General features: G+C 69.9%; 13 protein-coding genes. 7 read left to right on the top strand and 6 right to left on the bottom strand.

Annotation, left to right across the window (positions count from 1 at the left end):
- Positions 1-61: 61 nt before the first annotated feature.
- Complete coding sequence (locus KQY30_RS12320; RefSeq protein WP_217306860.1) at positions 62-958, top strand: A24 family peptidase; 897 nt, start codon at positions 62-64, stop codon at positions 956-958.
- A gap of 422 nt (positions 959-1,380) precedes the next feature.
- On the opposite strand, the gene mgrA is transcribed toward KQY30_RS12320, so the two are convergent.
- The gene (mgrA, locus tag KQY30_RS12315; protein ID WP_217306859.1) at positions 1,381-2,418 is read right to left on the bottom strand and encodes an L-glyceraldehyde 3-phosphate reductase; all 1,038 of its coding nucleotides are present in this window, start codon (positions 2,416-2,418) and stop codon (positions 1,381-1,383) included.
- Between the two features lie 185 nt (positions 2,419-2,603).
- Between mgrA and KQY30_RS12310 the strand changes: the two genes are divergently transcribed.
- The 5 genes from KQY30_RS12310 to KQY30_RS12290 all read left to right on the top strand — a co-directional run bounded on the left by KQY30_RS12310 (position 2,604) and on the right by KQY30_RS12290 (position 8,705).
- Positions 2,604-3,365: an isoprenyl transferase gene (locus tag KQY30_RS12310; protein WP_046508289.1), complete on the top strand. Its 762-nt coding sequence runs from the start codon at positions 2,604-2,606 to the stop codon at positions 3,363-3,365.
- Between the two features lie 397 nt (positions 3,366-3,762).
- Positions 3,763-5,088, top strand: a complete 1,326-nt coding sequence (locus KQY30_RS12305) for a PhoH family protein (protein WP_079023754.1) — start codon at positions 3,763-3,765, stop codon at positions 5,086-5,088.
- A 384-nt stretch (positions 5,089-5,472) separates the two neighbouring features.
- Positions 5,473-6,171 carry a transglycosylase SLT domain-containing protein gene (locus KQY30_RS12300; protein ID WP_217306858.1) on the top strand — a complete coding sequence of 233 codons (699 nt, stop codon included), beginning with the start codon at positions 5,473-5,475 and terminating at the stop codon, positions 6,169-6,171.
- A gap of 180 nt (positions 6,172-6,351) precedes the next feature.
- Entirely contained in the window at positions 6,352-7,752 is a 1,401-nt protein-coding gene (locus KQY30_RS12295; protein ID WP_217306857.1) for an AI-2E family transporter, read from the top strand.
- Positions 7,749-8,705, top strand: coding sequence for a hypothetical protein (locus KQY30_RS12290; protein WP_217306856.1), 957 nt, complete (start codon positions 7,749-7,751; stop codon positions 8,703-8,705). Before KQY30_RS12295 ends, KQY30_RS12290 begins: the two co-directional genes overlap by 4 nt.
- 26 nt (positions 8,706-8,731) lie before the next feature.
- Here the strand turns inward: KQY30_RS12290 and KQY30_RS12285 are convergent, their stop codons facing one another.
- Positions 8,732-9,265 (bottom strand): alkyl hydroperoxide reductase, encoded by a 534-nt coding sequence (locus KQY30_RS12285; protein WP_217306855.1) that lies wholly within the window; start codon positions 9,263-9,265, stop codon positions 8,732-8,734.
- Positions 9,266-9,538: 273 nt separating this feature from the next.
- Here KQY30_RS12285 and KQY30_RS12280 point away from each other — a divergent pair, with 273 nt between their 5' ends.
- Positions 9,539-11,782, top strand: coding sequence for a transglycosylase domain-containing protein (locus KQY30_RS12280; RefSeq protein WP_217306854.1), 2,244 nt, complete (start codon positions 9,539-9,541; stop codon positions 11,780-11,782).
- 48 nt (positions 11,783-11,830) lie between these two features.
- Here the strand turns inward: KQY30_RS12280 and KQY30_RS12275 are convergent, their stop codons facing one another.
- The 4 genes from KQY30_RS12275 to KQY30_RS12260 form a co-directional block, all read right to left on the bottom strand.
- Positions 11,831-13,294, bottom strand: coding sequence for a catalase (locus KQY30_RS12275; RefSeq protein ID WP_254407091.1), 1,464 nt, complete (start codon positions 13,292-13,294; stop codon positions 11,831-11,833).
- Positions 13,295-13,552: 258 nt separating this feature from the next.
- A complete protein-coding gene (locus KQY30_RS12270) occupies positions 13,553-15,427 on the bottom strand; it encodes an ATP-binding SpoIIE family protein phosphatase (RefSeq protein ID WP_217306852.1) in 1,875 nt (624 codons plus the stop codon).
- Positions 15,428-15,974: 547 nt separating this feature from the next.
- Positions 15,975-16,649: a DUF402 domain-containing protein gene (locus KQY30_RS12265; RefSeq protein ID WP_217306851.1), complete on the bottom strand. Its 675-nt coding sequence runs from the start codon at positions 16,647-16,649 to the stop codon at positions 15,975-15,977.
- A 72-nt stretch (positions 16,650-16,721) separates the two neighbouring features.
- Complete coding sequence (locus KQY30_RS12260) at positions 16,722-18,125, bottom strand: aspartate ammonia-lyase (RefSeq protein ID WP_217306850.1); 1,404 nt, start codon at positions 18,123-18,125, stop codon at positions 16,722-16,724.
- Positions 18,126-18,142: the final 17 nt, after the last annotated feature.

The raw sequence follows: 18,142 nt of genomic DNA, 5'->3' as shown, positions 1-18,142 counted from the left end.
CGTCCGCAGTGGGCCCCTGGACCCATGACCGGGCCGTGCGGGGCGGCCTAGGGTCGGTGCTGTGTACGCCACGCTGATCGTCGTCGCCGTTCTCTGGGGCGGAACCACCGGACTGCTGCTGCCGCGTGCCGTGTATCGGCTCTCGGTCGCGCCGGAGGAGTCCTGGCGCGCGGACTGCCCGGCCGGGCACCCGATCACCGGTCCGGCCCGTGGATGGCTCGGCGGTACGCGCTGCGCGAGCTGTGAGGCGGGCGTCCCCGCCCGTACGGCCGCCGCACCCGCACCCGCATCCACTACCGAGGCCGAGGCCCGAGCCGACGACCGCGGTGCAACCGCGCGTACGGACACCAGTGCCGACATCGTGACGAACACCACCGGACCGGCGACCGGCGGCGCGCCCGCATCCGCCGTCCGCTATGCCCCCTCGGTTCTTCTCCCGCTTCTCACCGCCCTCGCCTGCGCGGCCCTCGCCGCCGCGACCGGGCCGCGCCCCGAACTGGCCGTCTGGCTGCTGCTCACGCCCTTCGCCATGGTCCTCGCGCTGGTGGACCGTCATGTCCACCGTCTGCCCGACCAGTTGACGCTTCCGCTCGCCGCCGCGGCGGCCGTCCTGCTCGGCGCCGCCGCGCTGCTCCCCGGCGCGGGTGGCTCCTGGACGGACGCGCTGCTCGGCGGACTCGCCCTCGGCGCCTGCTACTTCCTGCTGTTCCTGATCAATCCGAACGGCATGGGCTTCGGCGATGTGAAGCTCGCGCTCTCGCTCGGGGTCGCCCTCGGCTGGTACGGCTGGCCGGTCCTCTTCGTCGGGGCCTTCGCCGGATTCCTGCTGGGCGCGGTGTACGGGCTCGGACTGGTCCTGCTGCGCCGGGCGAGCCGCAAGTCGGCCATCCCGTTCGGCCCCTTCATGATCACCGGGGCCCTGATCGGTCTCCTCCTCGGCGGCCTCGCCGCCGCGTGAGGCCCCGGGCGCCTCATACCGTACGACCATCGTGGCCCCCGGCGCCCCGGCACCCCGTTGCTCCGCGTCAAGGCGCGGCCCCACCGATAGCTCCTGAGGGTTACGACGCGGCGTGGCCACTACTCGCCACGCCCGGCCCCGAAACCCGTGTGGGGCCCGGGATCCCGGGCCCCACACGGGCTGTCGCCGCTTTCGGAGCGTCATCACGGCCCGTCGTGGCGCGCACCATCCCTTACGAAGGGTTATGGTGGAAACCCCCCCTCGGGCCGGTCCGTATCCCCCCCACGGACCGGCCCGTTTTCCATCTGTTCACCAGACACACGGCCCATCTGTTCACCAGACGCACAGCCGCGCCGTCAGCCGGAGCGCTCCAGAGCGCGCCGCCGGAACGGCCGAGCGGGCCGGACAGCCGGCCCGGACCGTCAGCCCCGCCCGGCCCAGATGTTCGTCCCCGCGGTGTCCACCGCGAAGTCGTCGATCTCCTTCAGCTCATCGGCCGTGAGGGGCGCCGCGGCCAGCGCCGCGACATTCTCCTCGAGCTGCTTCACACTCGACGCCCCGATCAGCGCGGACGTCATCCGCGGATCGCGCAGCACCCAGTTCAGCGCGAGCTGCGCCAGCGACTGGTCCCTGCGGCGCGCGATGTCGTTCAGCCCGTTCAGCCGCCGTACGACCTCGTCCGACAGCAGATCCGGGTCCAGGGACTTGCCCTGCGTGGCCCGGGAGCCCTCCGGAATGCCCTTCAGGTATTTGTTCGTCAGCAGACCCTGCGCCAGCGGCACGAAGGAGATGCAGCCCATTCCGGCCGCCTCCAGCGTGTCCAGCAGCGCGTCGTCCTCGACCCAGCGGTTGATCATCGAGTAGGACGGCTGGTGGATGAGCGCCGGGACACCCATCTCCTTCAGCAGCCGCGCCGCCTCGGCGGTCTGCTCCGAGGTGTACGAGGACACACCCACGTACAGCGCCTTGCCCTGCTGCACGGCGGAGGCCAGCGCCCCCATCGTCTCCTCAAGGGGGGTGTCCGGGTCGAAGCGGTGCGAGTAGAAGATGTCGACGTAATCGAGACCCATGCGCGACAGCGACGCGTCGAGCGAGGACAGCAGGTACTTGCGCGAACCCCATTCACCGTAAGGTCCGGGATGCATGTCATATCCGGCCTTGGTGGAAATGATGAGTTCGTCCCGGTAGGCCGAGAAGTCCTGCGCGAAGATCTTGCCGAAATTCAGCTCCGCCGACCCGGGCGGCGGGCCGTAGTTGTTCGCCAGGTCGAAGTGCGTGACGCCGAGATCGAAGGCGCGGCGCAGGATCGCGCGCTGCGAATCGAGCGTCCGGTCGTCGCCGAAGTTGTGCCAGAGACCGAGCGAGACGGCGGGCAGTTTCAGGCCGCTGCGCCCGGTGCGGCGGTACTCCATGGAGTCGTACCGGCCGTCGGCGGCGAGGTAAGAGGGAAAATCAGTCATGGTTCATTCCTTATCACGGACTTGTGACATACCGGGTTGGGTGACCATGGGGCCCGCGCAGTAGTGTGACGGCTCCGGGGTGCCTGGACCGGCCCCCAGTTCCCGTCCGGCGGATGTGCCGTCCCGCCGGGGGACGCGCCGGTCCCCATGGAATCGAGCCCCTTGGAATCGAGAGGGTGGACTCAGTGAACTTGCGCGACCTGGTGTACAGGCTCTACGCACGCCGGGTGGAAGGCCGTCTCGACCATTCCCAGGTGCCCAAGCACATCGGAGTCATCCTCGACGGCAACCGCCGCTGGGCCAGGGCCTCCGGCGGTACGGCGGAGCAGGGGCACAAGGCCGGAGCCGGCAAGATCCAGGAGCTGCTCGGCTGGTGCTCCGAGACCAATGTCGAAGTCGTCACGCTCTGGCTGCTGTCCACCGACAACCTCGACCGCCCCGAGGACGAGCTGATCCCGCTGGTCGGCATCATCGAGGACGCCGTCCGCGATCTGGCCGCCGACGGCCGCTGGCGGGTCCACCATGTCGGTACGCTCGACCTGCTGCCCGGCCGTACGCAGACCGTCCTCAAGGAAGCGGAACAGGCCACCCTCGGCAACGAGGGCATACTCGTCAATGTCGCCGTGGGGTACGGCGGCCGGCAGGAGATCGCGGACGCGGTCCGCTCCCTGCTGACGGACCACGCGAACAAGGGCACCACCTTCGAGGAACTGGCCGACATCGTCGACACCGATCTGATCTCGTCCCACCTCTACACCCGCGGCCAGCCCGACCCCGACCTGGTCATCCGCACCAGCGGCGAACAGCGCCTGTCCGGTTTCATGCTCTGGCAGAGCGCCCACTCGGAGTACTACTTCTGCGAGGTCTTCTGGCCCGCCTTCCGCAAGGTCGACTTCCTGCGCGCCCTGCGTGACTACGCGGCGCGCCACCGCCGCTACGGAGCCTGACCCCCGCTCCGAGCGGCCCGGGCACGGCCGCCGGGACACCTCCGGGTGCCCGCCGGGAGCGCTTCGCAAGCGCCCGGTGACACCCCCGTACAGCCCCTCCGTACCCCCTTCACCTGTGGTTCATCCACCGTCCGTCATATGCCATGGCATGGCGGCGCGTGTTCGAGGGAATACCTCCCCCAGGTCGATGTCCAAAAGCCAGGTCAGCGGACATCGCATCTCAGCGGACGGCATGGGGCCGTCCGCCCGGGAGGCCCTTTGCACCAGGACGACCGTGCGGTTGAACGTACGGGCGACATGGAGGGCCGGAGCTCGGCCCGCGCATGGGGTCCGAGTCCGGCCCACCCGCCCGCGACGCCGTCGCACCCCGACCTCATTCGAGGGGGTACGTCCTTCCGTGGTGACCAGCACAAAGCGCCGCATGCCCGACCGGCGCACCTACGTTCTCGACACCAGCGTCCTGCTGGCCGATCCGAACGCCATGTCCCGCTTCGACGAGCACGAGGTTGTGCTGCCGATTGTGGTGATCACGGAGTTGGAGGCCAAGAGGCACCATCCGGAGCTGGGCTATTTCGCCCGGCAGGTCCTGCGCCTGCTCGATGACTTCCGGGTCAGGTACGGCCGCCTCGACGCCCCGATCCCACTGGGCGAGCTGGGCGGTACGATGCGTGTCGAGCTCAACCACTCCGATCCCGGGATCCTGCCCGCCGGCTTCCGGCTGGGTGACAACGACTCGCGGATCCTCGCGGTCGCACGGAACCTCCAGGCCGAGGGGTACGACGTGACGGTCGTCTCCAAGGACCTGCCGCTGCGGATCAAGGCGTCGTCGGTCGGTCTCCTCGCCGAGGAGTACCGCGCCGAGCTGGCCATCACGGACTCCTCGGGCTGGACGGGGATGAGTGAGCTGACGCTCGGCGCGGACCAGGTCGACCTCCTCTTCACCGAGGAGTCGCTCTATGTTCCCGAGGCGAGCGAACTGCCCGTGCACACCGGGCTGGTCCTCCAGTCCGAACGCGGCAAGGCGCTCGGGCGGGTCACCGCGGAGGGCAACGTACGGCTCGTACGCGGCGACCGGGAGGCGTTCGGGATCCACGGCCGCAGCGCCGAGCAGCGCATCGCCCTCGATCTCCTCCTCGACCCCGACATCGGCATCGTGTCGATGGGCGGCCGGGCCGGCACCGGCAAGTCGGCGCTGGCCCTGTGCGCGGGGCTGGAGGCGGTCCTGGAGCGCCGGCAGCACCAGAAGGTGATGGTGTTCCGGCCGCTGTACGCGGTGGGCGGGCAGGAGCTGGGCTATCTGCCCGGCACCGAGGCCGAGAAGATGAGCCCCTGGGCGCAGGCGGTCTTCGACACGCTCTCCGCGGTCGCGGGCCGTGAGGTGATCGAGGAGGTGCTGGGGCGCGGCATGCTCGAAGTGCTGCCGCTCACCCATATCCGCGGGCGGTCGCTGCACGACGCGTTCGTGATCGTCGACGAGGCGCAGTCGCTGGAGCGGAATGTCCTGTTGACCGTTCTGTCCCGTATCGGGGCGAACTCCCGGGTGGTGCTGACTCATGATGTCGCGCAGCGCGACAACTTGAGGGTGGGGCGGTACGACGGAATTGTCGCCGTCGTGGAGAAACTCAAGGGTCATCCGCTTTTCGCGCATGTCACCCTGACCCGCTCCGAGCGCTCGCAGATCGCCGCGCTGGTGACCGAAATGTTGGAGGACGGTCAGATCTAGGGGTAATCGCCGCACTTGGCCGCCCGGCATGAGCACAGCAGCTTAGCCGGGCGGCTTTGTGTGCCGCGGCTCTTTCCTATTTCTCCCGGGCCAAACGGGGTGTGAGCTATCCCACGCAACGAAGAATTGCCCTACGGCGTTGCCTTCCGGCAGAGTCTTGCTTCCGTCAGGCCCCGCATGCGGCACACGCGCACCCCCAGTGGTGCGGCACCACACAACTCAACAACTGCCGCCGTATGCCGCCCGTGCACCATGCGGCAGTCCCCGTGAGGGGGTTGTCCACCGGGCCCGTGTCTCCCGTGACCCAGTAGTGCGGAGGCCAGTGCCAGGGGCACGATCGCGTCCGCGGGGTCACCGATGCGGGCGTTGCTGGAAGGACACCGTGTGAGCCGGATCTCGGTCCGGGGGTTCGCCGTGGCTTCGGCCACCGCGGTCACCACCGTCGGCGCAGTGGTGGGTGTCGCCTCGGGCGACCCCCAGGTCTCGGACAACGACTTCGAGACAGCAGCAGCCGACATGACGCTCCTCGCGGACATCCCCGCGGGCCAGCAGGCGCAGGTGCAGACCGCGTCGCTGACCCAGCAGGCCGATGTGATGGCCGCGGAGGCCGACGCGAGCGCCAAGAAGTCCGCGGAGGAAGCCGCCCGTATCCAGGCGGCCAAGGACGCCAAGGCGAAGAAGGAAGCCGCCGAGGAGAAGGCCGAGCGCGAGCGGGAGGCCAAGGAGGCCGCCGAGCGTGCCAGCCGTGACGAGGTGCGGTCCGCCTCGTCCTTCGCGACGCAGAGTTCGTACACCGTGTCCCAGGTCCAGGCGATCGCACGGCAGATGATCCCCGCCGACCAGTTCCAGTGCTTCAGCAACATCGTGGACCACGAGTCGGGCTGGAACTACCAGGCGCAGAACCCGTCTTCCGGTGCGTACGGACTGGTCCAGGCGCTGCCCGGTTCCAAGATGTCCTCGGCGGGCGCCGACTGGCAGACCAACCCGGCCACCCAGATCAAGTGGGGCCTGAACTACATGAACGACCGCTACGACAGCCCGTGTGGCGCCTGGTCGTTCTGGCAGGCCAACAACTGGTACTAGTCCCTTCCGGGCACCGGCACGTGCCCGCCCCCGGTCGCCGCTGAGATACGCAGGCTCCCGGCGCTCAACCTTCCGAAGCCCCCCGCCGTCCCTACGGTGGGGGGCTTCACCCGTGTACGGTCGATTCGAACAGTTCCGGGGGAGTGAGTGCGGAGAAGGACGGGGGAAAGAGGAACCATCATGTCGAGAGTGCCGGCGTGGCTCAGCCAGATGGGCACGGGGCTGACCCGGATGGGAGAGCGGCTGGACCGGCGCAGGGCGCAGGCGGAGGCGGACGAGCCTCCGGTGCCCGTGACGGTGGCCCCGCCCGATTCCGTACCACCGCCCCCCTCGTACGCCCCCGCCTCATCCGCCCCCGCCGTCTCCGGCAGGCCCGACCCCGTCTCCGCGATCCCCTGGGGGATGCGGGTCGCGGGCGAGGCCGCCTGGCGGCTGCTCGTCCTCGCCGGGATGCTCTGGGTGCTGATGCGGGTCATCAGCGCCGTACAGCTCGTCGTCATGGCCTTTGTCGCCGCCCTGCTGATCACGGCCCTGCTCGAACCCACCGTCGCCTGGCTGAAACGGCTGGGTGTGCCGCGCGCGGTGGCCACCGCCCTCACCGCGATCTCCGGATTCGTTCTGATGGGGCTCGTCGGCTGGTTCGTGGTGTGGCAGGTCGTGGAGAACATCGACGATCTCTCCAACCGTGTCACCGACGGCATCAACGAGCTGAAGCGCTGGCTGCTCAACAGCCCGTTCCATGTGACCGAGGACCAGATCAACGATCTCGCGAAGAGCCTGAGCGACGCGGTCGGCTCCAACACGGAAGAGATCACCTCGGCCGGGATCCAGGGCGTGACGGTGATCGTCGAGCTGCTGACCGGGATCTTCCTCGCGATGTTCTCGACCCTCTTCCTGCTGTACGACGGCAAGAAGGTCTGGCAGTGGTCGCTCAAGCTGGTCCCTGCGCAGGCGCGTGAGGGGGTCGCGGGGGCCGGGCCGCGCGCCTGGCACACCCTGACCGCCTATGTGCGCGGAACGGTGCTGGTGGCGCTGATCGACGCGCTGTTCATCGGGCTCGGGCTCTACTTCCTCGAAGTCCCGCTGGCCGTGCCGCTCGCCGTGATCATCTTCCTCGGAGCGTTCATCCCGCTGGTGGGGGCGGTGATCTCCGGCGCGCTGGCGGTGGTGGTGGCGCTGGTCACGCAGGATGTGTTCACCGCGCTGATGGTCCTGATCATCGTGCTCGGTGTGCAGCAGATCGAGGGGCATGTCCTCCAGCCGTTCATCCTGGGGCGCGCGGTACAGGTGCATCCGCTGGCCGTGGTGCTGGCGGTGGCCGCCGGGGGGCTGGTGGCGGGGATCGCGGGAGCGGTGGTGGCGGTGCCGCTGGCGGCGGTCACCAATACGGTTGTCGGCTACCTCCGCGCATACAGCCGGGAACACGAACTGAGGCATGCGCGGCCGTCGCCGGGCGCGGGCAACCCGGCGCCCCCGGCGCCGGAGCCCGTGCCGGTCCCGGCGCCCGCTTCCGCTCCCGCAGCTTCCGCGGCTCCGGCCACCGCGCCGGCGGCCGCCGAGGGCGGGGACGGCCGGGAGTGATATCCGAGCCGGAACTGGAGGGCGAGGGGACGGGGGAGGGACCGCCCAAGGGGGTGCCCGGCATCCCGGCTCCCCGGGACGGCGGCGAGGCGGAGAGAACGGCGCACCCCGGTCCGGCCGCCTCCGGGCCTGCCCCCGGTTTTCGAGCGCCCGCCGCCTCCGGACCGGCCGCCTCCGGTCAGGCCCCCGGTTTCCAGGCTCCTGCCGCCTCCGGTCCGGTCGCCGGGGCGTACGGGCCCGCCGCCCATGACGGGCCCGCCGCCGGATCCGAGACCATCGCCGGTACGAGTACGAGGCCGCTCCGCCTGCCGACCGGGCGCGGGCCCTGGCTGTGGGCGCTCGGCGGGGCGGTCGTCGCCTCCGCGATATGGGCGGGCGGGCTGTACGCGTACGGCGGGACAGGGCCGGATCTGGGCGGCTACCGGGTCAGCTCGAACCTCTGCCTCGACGCCGAACTGCCCGCCCTGACCGGCCTCCTCGGTAACCGGCAGTCCCCGATGGCGGCGGCGGACGAGCAACTCGCGATCGACCGCGCGTACTGCGCCCTCAGCCTGATGCCGGGCCGCCCGAACGAGGTCAAGAACGACAGCCGCCCCCGCGCGTACGCTGCTGTCGACATCCGCTACAGCCTGCACAAGCAGACCGACCCCGGCCCGGAGTTCGACGCCACGGTGACCGATCTCGCCCCTGAGGGCTCGCTGGAACGCCGTGTCCTGCGCATCCCGGATCTGGGCGAGCGCGCCTACCTGGTCACGGACCCCTCGGGCGACTCCCCGCAGTTGAAGGTCCTCGACGGCCGGGCCGTGATCAGCATCTCGGTGGGCCGCATGGCGCAGTACACCGCGGACCCCGCCACCGGCGAGTACCAGGAGTCCGCGCCGCTCGACTTCTCCGGTGTCGAATCCGCGATGGTCGAGGACATGCGGGATCTGATGACCGCGCTCAAGCGCTGAGCGGGGCTCAGGGGTGGCGTACGCCGCTATTCGGCGAGGACCGCCTCCGCGTCCAGCGTCGTACCGACCGCCTGGATCACCGAGGCGATCCTGAACGCCTCCTGGATCGTCTCCCGGTCCACGCCCGCCCCGCGCAGCACCTGCTCGTGCGAGTCCAGACAGTCGCCGCAGCCGTTGATCGCGGAGACCGCGAGCGACCACAGCTCGTAGTCGGTCCTCTCGACGCCCGGGTCGCCGAGGACATTCATCCGCAGACCCGTGCGGAGTCGCCCGTACTCGGGGTCCGACAGCAGATGCCGGGTCCGGAAGAAGACATTGTTCATGGCCATGACCGCCGCGGCCGTCCTGGCGGCGGTGTACGCCTCGGGGCTCAGGTTCGCCCTGGCCTGCGGCGCCAGCGCGGCGAGCACCGCCCGCGAGCGCGAGGCGATCGCACAGACCAGCACGGTGCCCCAGAGCTGCTGCTGGGACAGCTTGCTGCTGCCGACGACCGAAGCGAGGTTCAGCCGCAGATCCTTGGCGTAGTCCGGAATGGCCGACTTCAGCTCGTCGAGTCCCATCGCTCTCCTGGTTCGGGCCGGACGTCCCATGGTGGCACAGGCCGAAAACCCAGCCCGTCCGGCGTCAATCAAGCCCGTCCGGCGATTGAGGACACAACGCCACGCTCGCCCCGGCTCGGGTCCTCGCAACCCTTTTGCTCCCCCATGAGTCAGTTCCAGTGACACAGGTGCGGATTGTCACGTCCGGAAAGTCCGGATCGGTAGCTCTTTGTCACAGCCAGCGGTGTTAGTTTGCTGAGCTGATTCCGGACCTGAGAGCGGAGCGACACGGCGATGGGCCGAGCTGAAGCCAGACGAGCGCGGCAGCGCGGGGTGCGCCGGGCCGGGAAGAACGGCGGCCACGGCGGCATGCGGCGCCTCTTCACGCCCAAGAAGCTGCTCGGCGCCTTCTTCGGGCTCTGCCTCCTCGGCATGGGCGCGTTCTTCGTGATCTACATGCTGGTCCCCGTCCCCAGCGCCAACGCGCAGGCCGAGATGCAGAGCAACGTCTACAAGTACAGCGACGGCACCATCCTCGCCCGTACCGGCGAGATCAACCGCGAGATCGTCGGCCTCGAACAGATACCCAAAGACGTCCAGCGCACCTTCGTCGCCGCCGAGAACAAGAGCTTCTACCAGGACTCCGGCGTCGACATCAGAGGCACGGCCCGCGGCCTGTTCAACACCCTCTCCGGCAAGGGCAAGCAGGGCGGCTCGACCATCACCCAGCAGTACGTCAAGAACTACTACCTCAACCAGGACCAGACGGTCACCCGCAAGCTCAAGGAGCTGGTGATCTCACTGAAGGTGGACCGCAACAAGGACAAGAGCGAGATCCTCGCCGGGTACATCAACACCAGCTACTACGGCCGCGGCGCGTACGGAATCCAGGCCGCGGCCCAGGCGTACTACGGCATCGACGCGTCCCGGCTCAATGTCTCCCAGGGCGCCTATCTCGCCGCGCTGCTCCAGGCGCCCAGCCAGTACGACTGGTCCGTGGCCAGTGACACCGGCAAGCGGCTGGTCACCGAGCGCTGGAACTATGTGCTGGACAACATGGTCGAGATGAAGTGGCTCGACGCCTCGGTCCGCTCCGGCCTGAAGTTCCCCGTACCGCACGCCCCCAAGGCCGCCCCCGGCATGGAGGGCCAGACCGGCTATCTGGTCGAGGCCGCCAATGACGAACTGGCCCGCGAGGGCGTCGACAAGGCGGACATCGACGCGGGCGGCTGGACGATCACGCTCAACATCGACAAGAAGCGCCAGCGCCAGTTGGAGAAGTCGGTCGACAAGGAGCTGGAGAGCAAGCTCAACCGCAAGAAGAACCCGACCGACGCGACCGTCCAGGCCGGCGCGACCTCCGTCGATCCGAAGACCGGCCGGGTCGTCGCCCTGTACGGCGGCAGGGGCGCCACCGAGCACTGGATCTCCAACGCCACCCGCGACGACTACCAGCCCGCCTCCACCTTCAAGCCGGTCGTCCTCGCCTCCGCCCTGGAGAACGGTGCCGAGACCCAGGACGGCGAGAAGATCGGCGTCAACACGCGGTACGACGGCACCAGCAAGCGGCCGGTCGAGGGCAGCGACATCCCCTTCGCCCCGGAGAACGAGGACGACCAGGACTACGGCCGGGTGACCGTCCAGACCGCCATGAACAAGTCCATCAACGCCGTCTTCGCGCAGATGGTGGTCGATGTCACCCCGGCCAGGGCCAAACGGACCGCCCTGGACCTCGGGATGCCGGACGGCGAGGGCTTCCCCGCGCGCCCGGCCATCTCCCTCGGCACGATGAACGCCTCCACCTGGGACATGGCCGGCGTGTACGCGACACTCGACAACCACGGCAGGAAGATCACGCCCACCATCGTGAAGGCGGCCTCGCACAAGGACCGTACGGCCGAGCTGCCCGACCCGGTCGGCAAGCAGGTCATCAGCCGTGAGACCGCCGACACCGTGACTCGTGTGCTCCAGGGGGTCGTGGACCACGGATCCGGTTTCGAGGCCGACAGCTCCGCCTATGACGCTGCGGGCAAGACCGGCACCTCGGAGGAGAACAGGTCCGCCTGGTTCGCCGCCTACACTCCCCAGCTCACCACGGTCGTCGCGCTCTTCGGCGAGTCCCCCAAGGACGGCGGCAAACAGGTCTCCCTCACCGGCACCGCGAACAGCGGCCGTGCCAACGGCGGCGGCTTCCCCGCCAGGATCTGGGCGGACTACACGCTCGGCGCGCTGAACGGCGGCTCCGACGCCCGGTTCGATCTGGAGATCCCCGAGCCGGTACGGGAGGAGCCGGTGGTGCCACCCGCCGAGACGGCGCCGGAGGAGACACCGACCACCGAGGCGCCTCCGCCCACACCCACCCAGGAAGAGCCCTCGCCGACGGACAGCCCGAGCGAGAGCCCTTCCCGGACGCCCGAGGAGAGCCCGTCGGCCACCGACCCGGGCCCGGGGGAGAGCAGCAGCAGCGACCCCGGCGGCGGGGAGACCGGTTTCCCCACCGCGGGCGCCGGCCATCCGGGAGGCCCACCTACCCGCTGACAGCGAAGGGCGGCCCCACCGGGGCCGCCCTGAGAAACGCGCTGATGATCAGCCGCCGTTCATGTTCTTGGCGATACGGTCGCCGATCACCTTGTCGATATTGCGCCAGTACTGGAGCGCCCGGTCGAGCACCGGCCGGGACACGCCCTGCGCCAGATGCCCGCTGACGTTCGACACCAGCCGGTCGCGTGCCGCGTCGTCCAGGACCTCGCGCACCTGCGTGCCCGCCTGGCCCCAGTCGTCGTCCTCGCGGTGCAGCTTGTACGCCTCGCGCACCATCTCGCCCGCTGCGGCCCACCCCGCCGGGTCGCCGAAGCGCTCGGTGTCGGCCGCGGGACCGCCGTACGAGTTCGGCGCGTACGGCCTGGCCGCCGCCGACGGCTCGTACCGCATCGGTCCGTCCTTCGCGTACGAGCGCACAGTGGTCCGCGCCCGGTTCGGCGGGAGCTGGGCGTAGTTCGGGCCGATCCGGTACCGATGGGTGTCCGGGTACGAGAACAGCCGCCCGAGCAGCATCTTGTCCGGCGACGGGCCGACGCCCGGGATCAGATTCGAGGGCTCGAAAGCGGCCTGCTCGATATGGATGAAGTAGTCCTCGGGATTCTCGTTGAGCGTCATCCGGCCGACGTCGATCAGCGGATAGTCGCCGTGCGGCCACACCTTGGTCAGATCGAACGGATTGAACCGGTAGTCGGCCGCGTCCTCGAACGGCATGATCTGGACCTTCAGGCTCCAGCTCGGCGCGTTGCCGGACTCGATCGCCTCGTACAGATCACGCCGGTGGTGGTCCCCGTCCGAACCGGCCATCGCGTCGGCATCGGCCTGGGGGAGGAAGTCGATGCCCTGGTCGGTCTTGAAGTGGTATTTCACCCAGAACCGCTCGCCCGCGCCGTTCACCCACATATAGGTGTGCGAGCTGTAGCCGTTCATGTTCCGGTACGTCTTCGGAATGCCGCGGTCGCCCATCAGCCAGGTGACCATGTGCGCGGACTCGGGCGAGAGCGTCCAGAAGTCCCACTGCATGTCATTGCTGCGCAGCCCGGTCGCCGGATGGCGCTTCTGCGAACGGATGAAGTCCTGGAACTTCTGCGGATCACGGACGAAGAAGACCGGCGTGTTGTTGCCGACCATGTCGTAGTTGCCCAGCTCGGTGTAGAACTTCAGCGCGAAGCCGCGGGGGTCGCGCCAGGTGTCGGGCGAGCCCTGCTCTCCGGCGACCGTGGAGAAGCGGGCCAGCATGTCCGTACGCGCACCGGGCTGGAACACCACGGCCTTGGTGAACTGGCTGACGTCGTTCGTCACCTCGAAGACGCCGTACGCGCCGGCGCCCTTGGCGTGGACGACGCGCTCGGGGACCCGTTCGCGGTTGAACTGGGCCATTTTCTCGATCAGATAGTGGTCTTGCAGCAGGATCGGCCCGTCGGGGCTGATGGTGAGCGAGTGCTCGTCGCTCTCCACCGGGATGCCGACGTTGTTGGTCGTGTAAGCCGTCCTGGAGGATGACCCGGTCACGAAACGTCCTCCCGTCGATAGAAGGCCCGGGAAACCGGGGGCGACCCGGGGAATGGCAGCGGTCATTGAGCCGCCTTCCCCAGTCAAGCCCTCCCACTCCATGTCGGCAACATCTACATTCGAGGGATTCGTTCTATTTGCCGGATTTTACCGATCCGGGTCTCTCCTGGGTTTTCGCCGGTCCAGGGCCTCAGCCGCAGTCGCATCCCGGAGCGGTCGCATCCCGGGCTGTCCCGTGCCTCCCGGGCCCTCCCGCGCTCACATCCGGGCCGGCAGCTCGAACCAGACCACCTTGCCGGTGGACAGCCGCGTCGCGCCCCAGCGCCGCGCCAGCCGGTTGACCAGGAACAGTCCCCGGCCGCCCTCGTCCGTGTCGCGGGCCCGCCGCTGCCGGGGAAGCTGCGGCGAATCGTCCCCGACCTCACAGCGCAGTACGTCCGTACGGAGCAGCCGCAGCGTCACCGGCCGCTCCGCGTACCGCACGGCGTTGGTCACGACCTCGCTGATCAGCAGCTCGACCGAATCGCTCAGATCCTCCAGGTCCCAGCGCGCCAGCGCGCGCCGGGCCAGCCGCCGGGCCCGGCCCGGAGCCGCGTCCTCCGGTTCCAGGAACCAGTACGCCACATCACTCGGCGCGATTCCGTCGAAGCGGGCGGCGAGCAGCGCGATGTCGTCGTCGCGGTCGCCGGGACCGAGCACATCGAGGACATCGTCGCAGAGCGCCTCCAGCGGCGGCGAATGGTCAGGACCGGTGAGCTGCGCGGTGGCGGCCAGCCGCTCCCTGAGCTGCTCGATCCCCGTCCAGACATCACGCAGCCGCGACTCGACGAGCCCGTCCGTATAGAGGAGCAGCGTCGCCCCGGCGGGCGCGTCCAGCTCGACGGCCTCGAAGTCCACCCCGCCGACCCCGATGGGCGCCCCGGGCGGCACCCGGAGGACCTCGGCACGGCCGCCGAGATGCAGCAGTATGGGCGGCGGATGGCCCGCGTTGGCGATGGTGATCCGGTGCGAGACCGGGTCGTACACCGCGTAGAGACACGTCGCCATCCGGTCCGAGCCGAGCCGCTGCGCCTGCTCGTCGAGATGATGCAGCACCTCCTGCGGCGGCAGATCGAGACCGGCGAGGGTCTGCGCGGTCGTGCGGAGCTGGCCCATGATCGCCGCGGAGGTCATGGAGTGGCCCATGACATCGCCGACGACCAGGGCGACCCGGCTGCCGGGCAGCGGGATCGCGTCGTACCAGTCACCGCCGACCCGCGCGGTCTCGGCGGCCGGGAGATAGCGCGAGGCCAGCCGGACACCGGTGGGCTGCGGAAGGTTCTCCGGCAGCATCGTGCGCTGGAGTTCGTCGGCGATGTACGCCTCACGTCCGTACAGCACCGCCTTGTCGATGCCCAGCGCGGTGTGCGTGGCGAGCTGTGCCGCGACCAGCAGATCGTTCGGCTCGAAGGCGGCGCGGTCCGGCCTGCGCAGGAACACGGCCGCGCCGATCACCCGCCGCCGGCCGCGCAGCGGCGCCAGGATCGCCCGGTGCCCGGTCGGTACGGCACGGTCGGCGCCCAGCAGCTCGGGCAGCGCGGCACGGGCCGCGGCGGAGTCGCCGAAGACCGGCCGCACCCCGCGCAGCACCTCGGAGAGCGCGCCGCCGGAACCGACCTCGCACAGCTCGGCGGCCGGCATCACATCCGACTGCGGGTCCAGGATCGGCAGCCGCAGACCGTCACCGGCCTGGAGCGGGATACCGCCGGTCTCGGTGTCGTCGTCGGTCAGCCGCAGCCGGTCGGTGCGCCGGAGCCGCAGCACGAACGGCGACACCGGCCGCTCGTCGCCGACGGGCAGCGGGTCGCGCAGATAGACGAGTATGGCGTCGGAGAAGGTGGGGACCGTCGCCCGGCAGAGCCCGAGCACGATCTCGTCCAGGTCTATCCCGCGTGCGATACGGCGGGTCGCGGCGCCCACGAAGCGCAGCCGGTCGCCCTCGCGCCGCGCCGTGGCGGCGGGGTCGGGCGTGGGCGCGGGTACGGCGGGCCCGGGCAGACCGGCGGCGCCCGCCTCCTGCCGCGGCCGGGTGCGTTCCTGCGGCCGGGCAACCAGGGGCTGCCGGCCTTCGTGGGAAGGAGGATGCTCCGTCACGCGTGGGGTTCCGTCCGTCCGGGCCGGTGGTGCGCTGCGATCGCTTCTACTGGGGCAGGTCCCGGCCGCGCCGTTCCCTGCCGGGGTCTGTGTCCAGGCCGTGTCCGGTACCTGGTCGGGACGCCCGGGGGCGTCTTACGGTTCCTGCTGGGCCCGCAACGCACGGCTCCACCCCCTCGTAGTGACTCGGTCGTCATGACGTGCGGTCGTAGCGGCTGACGGTGTGACGTCTGGTGACATGCAAGGTGACTACAGTGTGACCAACAGTCAGGTCTGTTGCTGTGCTCACCCGTTGCCCCGGTGCAGTCTTCCGGAGGACGATCCTACGTTTGAACCCTGGGGGCACATCAAGGGTCTCATGACGTCGGCGGCGGCGCCCGTGTGATCAGGGCCTTGGTCAGCACTGTTCCGGCCACTCGGGACGCATCCGGCCATGTCTTCGCCGGTGCGGGTGACTCCACGGAGGGCTGTACGGGGAGTTGTGCGCGGGACCGTGCCGGTTGTGGACGGGGGTTGTGCCGCGGGCTCGGCGCCGGGCCCCGGCCGCTCAACGGGTCCCGGCCCCGGCGCGTACGGGCGCCCGGTCCCAGTCGTCGGGCAACTCCGGCACCGGCCAGTGCGGTTCGGGCCGCCAGTGCTCCCAGCCGTCCCGGAACGGCGCGCCCCAGGCGGTGATGGCCTCGACCGCCGCCAGCCCCGCCTCCCTGACCCGGTGTGCCTGGGCGGACGTCATCAGCCCGTCCTGCTGGGCCTGGGCGAACTCGTCCTCGTCGCGCCACCGCCAGCTCCGGTCGGGAAAGACGTCGATGTCGAGGAAGTGGTCCTCCGAGTCGACACCGCCGGCCCAACGGGTGTGCGGCTCCTCCAGGTTCACGTACCAGTTCTGGAACTGCCAGCCGCGCTCCCACCACAGCCACACCGACCACGGCTCACCGGGCCGGGCCAGCTTGAGCACGCCCATGCCGTACCACCGGTCGCGCACCACCGTGCGCGGTGTGGTGTAGCGGGTGGCCAGCGGCTCCTGCTGGATCGGGGAGCCGTCGGCGAGCGCGGGCTTCACACAGGGAGTGTCCGGCGCCAGCCAGGCCGCGAGCAGTTCGGCGGAGTCCTCGACGACCGTGACGGGACGGCAGATGTGCACCCGGTCCCCGGCGTTCTCCCGGTACCGCCACAGAATCTGTGTGCCGGGCGCCCAACGCCCGGCCGCCGCCGTCTCTGTCATGCGCAGATCCTAGGCTGTCTTCGGGAAGGCATACTGTCCGCCTGCCGGGCCGCGGTGGTGTGTGGTGCCCGTTCACGGGCGTGTCATCCGCAGGACGTCCAGCGCCTCGTCGAGCTGCTCCAGGGTCAGCTCGCCGCGCTCCACATAGCCCAGCTCCAGGACCGTCTCGCGGATCGTGCGATGGTCGGCGAGGGACTTCTTGGCGACCTTCGCGGCTTCCTCGTACCCGATGTACTTGTTCAGCGGGGTGACCACGGAGGGCGACGACTCGGCGTACGCACGGGCCCGTTCGGCGTTCGCGATGATGCCGTCGACCGTACGGTCCGCCAGCAGCCGGGACACGTTCGTCAGCAGCCGTACGGACTCCAGGAGGTTCTTGGCCATCACCGGGAGCATCACATTCAGCTCGAAGTTCCCCGCCGCTCCGGCTGCCGCGACCGTGGCGTCATTGCCGGTGACCTGCGCCGCGACCATCAGCACGGCCTCCGGGATCACCGGATTGACCTTGCCGGGCATGATCGAGGAGCCGGGCTGGAGATCCGGGAGGCTGATCTCGGCGAGGCCGGTGCGCGGCCCGGAGGCCATCCAGCGCAGGTCGTTGGAGATCTTGGTGAGCGAGACCGCGACCGTACGGAGCTGTCCCGAGGTCTCCACCAGCGCGTCGCGCGCCCCCTGCGCCTCGAAGTGGTCACGGGCCTCCGTCAGGGGCAGCCCCGTGGCACGGGCGACCTCGGCGATGACGGCCGCGGAGAAGCCGGGCGGGGTGTTGATACCGGTGCCCACCGCCGTACCGCCCAGGGGCAGTTCGGCCAGGCGCGGCAGTGAGGCGGTGAGCCGCTCCACTCCGTACCGGATCTGCGCGGCATAGCCGCCGAACTCCTGGCCCAGCGTGACGGGCGTGGCGTCCATCAGATGCGTACGGCCCGACTTGACCACGGACCCGAACTCCTCGGCCTTGCACTCCAGGGCCGCCGCGAGATGCTCCAGCGCGGGGATCAGCTCGCCGGTGACCGCGGCCGTCGCGGCGATGTGAATGCTCGAAGGGAACACGTCGTTGGAGCTCTGCGACGCGTTCACATGGTCATTGGGATGGACTTCGCGGCCGGGGCCGAGGCGCTCCGTGGCAAGGGTGGCCAGCACCTCATTCGTGTTCATATTCGAGGAGGTACCTGAGCCCGTCTGGAAGACGTCCACCGGGAAGTGTTCGTCCCACCGGCCCTCCGCGACCTCGGCCGCCGCGTCCTGGATGGCGTCCGCGACGTCCTTGCCGATCACCCCGAGTTCGGCGTTGACCTTGGCCGCGGCCGCCTTGATCCGGGCCAGCGCCTCGATATGGGCGCGCTCCAGCCGCTGTCCCGACACCGGGAAGTTCTCCACGGCGCGCTGTGTCTGCGCACGCCACTTGGCGTGCGCGGGGACCCGGACCTCGCCCATCGAGTCGTGCTCGACGCGGTACTGGTGCTCATCGGTCGTCATCGTCGTCGTACCTCCTG

Source organism: Streptomyces sp. GMY02, assembly GCF_019056675.1.
Lineage (GTDB): Bacteria > Actinomycetota > Actinomycetes > Streptomycetales > Streptomycetaceae > Streptomyces > Streptomyces odonnellii.
Note: the sequence above shows the minus strand (reverse complement) of the source record. Positions and strands in the feature narration are given on the sequence as shown.

What these genes read in the sequence shown, in the direction of transcription:
- KQY30_RS12280 (WP_217306854.1), top strand. Translation starts at nt 9,539, where the DNA reads ATGGGCCGAGCTGAAGCCAGACGAGCGCGGCAGCGCGGGGTGCGCCGG.
- mgrA (WP_217306859.1), bottom strand. Translation starts at nt 2,418, where the DNA reads ATGACTGATTTTCCCTCTTACCTCGCCGCCGACGGCCGGTACGACTCC.
- KQY30_RS12265 (WP_217306851.1), bottom strand. Translation starts at nt 16,649, where the DNA reads ATGACAGAGACGGCGGCGGCCGGGCGTTGGGCGCCCGGCACACAGATT.
- KQY30_RS12260 (WP_217306850.1), bottom strand. Translation starts at nt 18,125, where the DNA reads ATGACGACCGATGAGCACCAGTACCGCGTCGAGCACGACTCGATGGGC.
- KQY30_RS12285 (WP_217306855.1), bottom strand. Translation starts at nt 9,265, where the DNA reads ATGGGACTCGACGAGCTGAAGTCGGCCATTCCGGACTACGCCAAGGAT.
- KQY30_RS12295 (WP_217306857.1), top strand. Translation starts at nt 6,352, where the DNA reads ATGTCGAGAGTGCCGGCGTGGCTCAGCCAGATGGGCACGGGGCTGACC.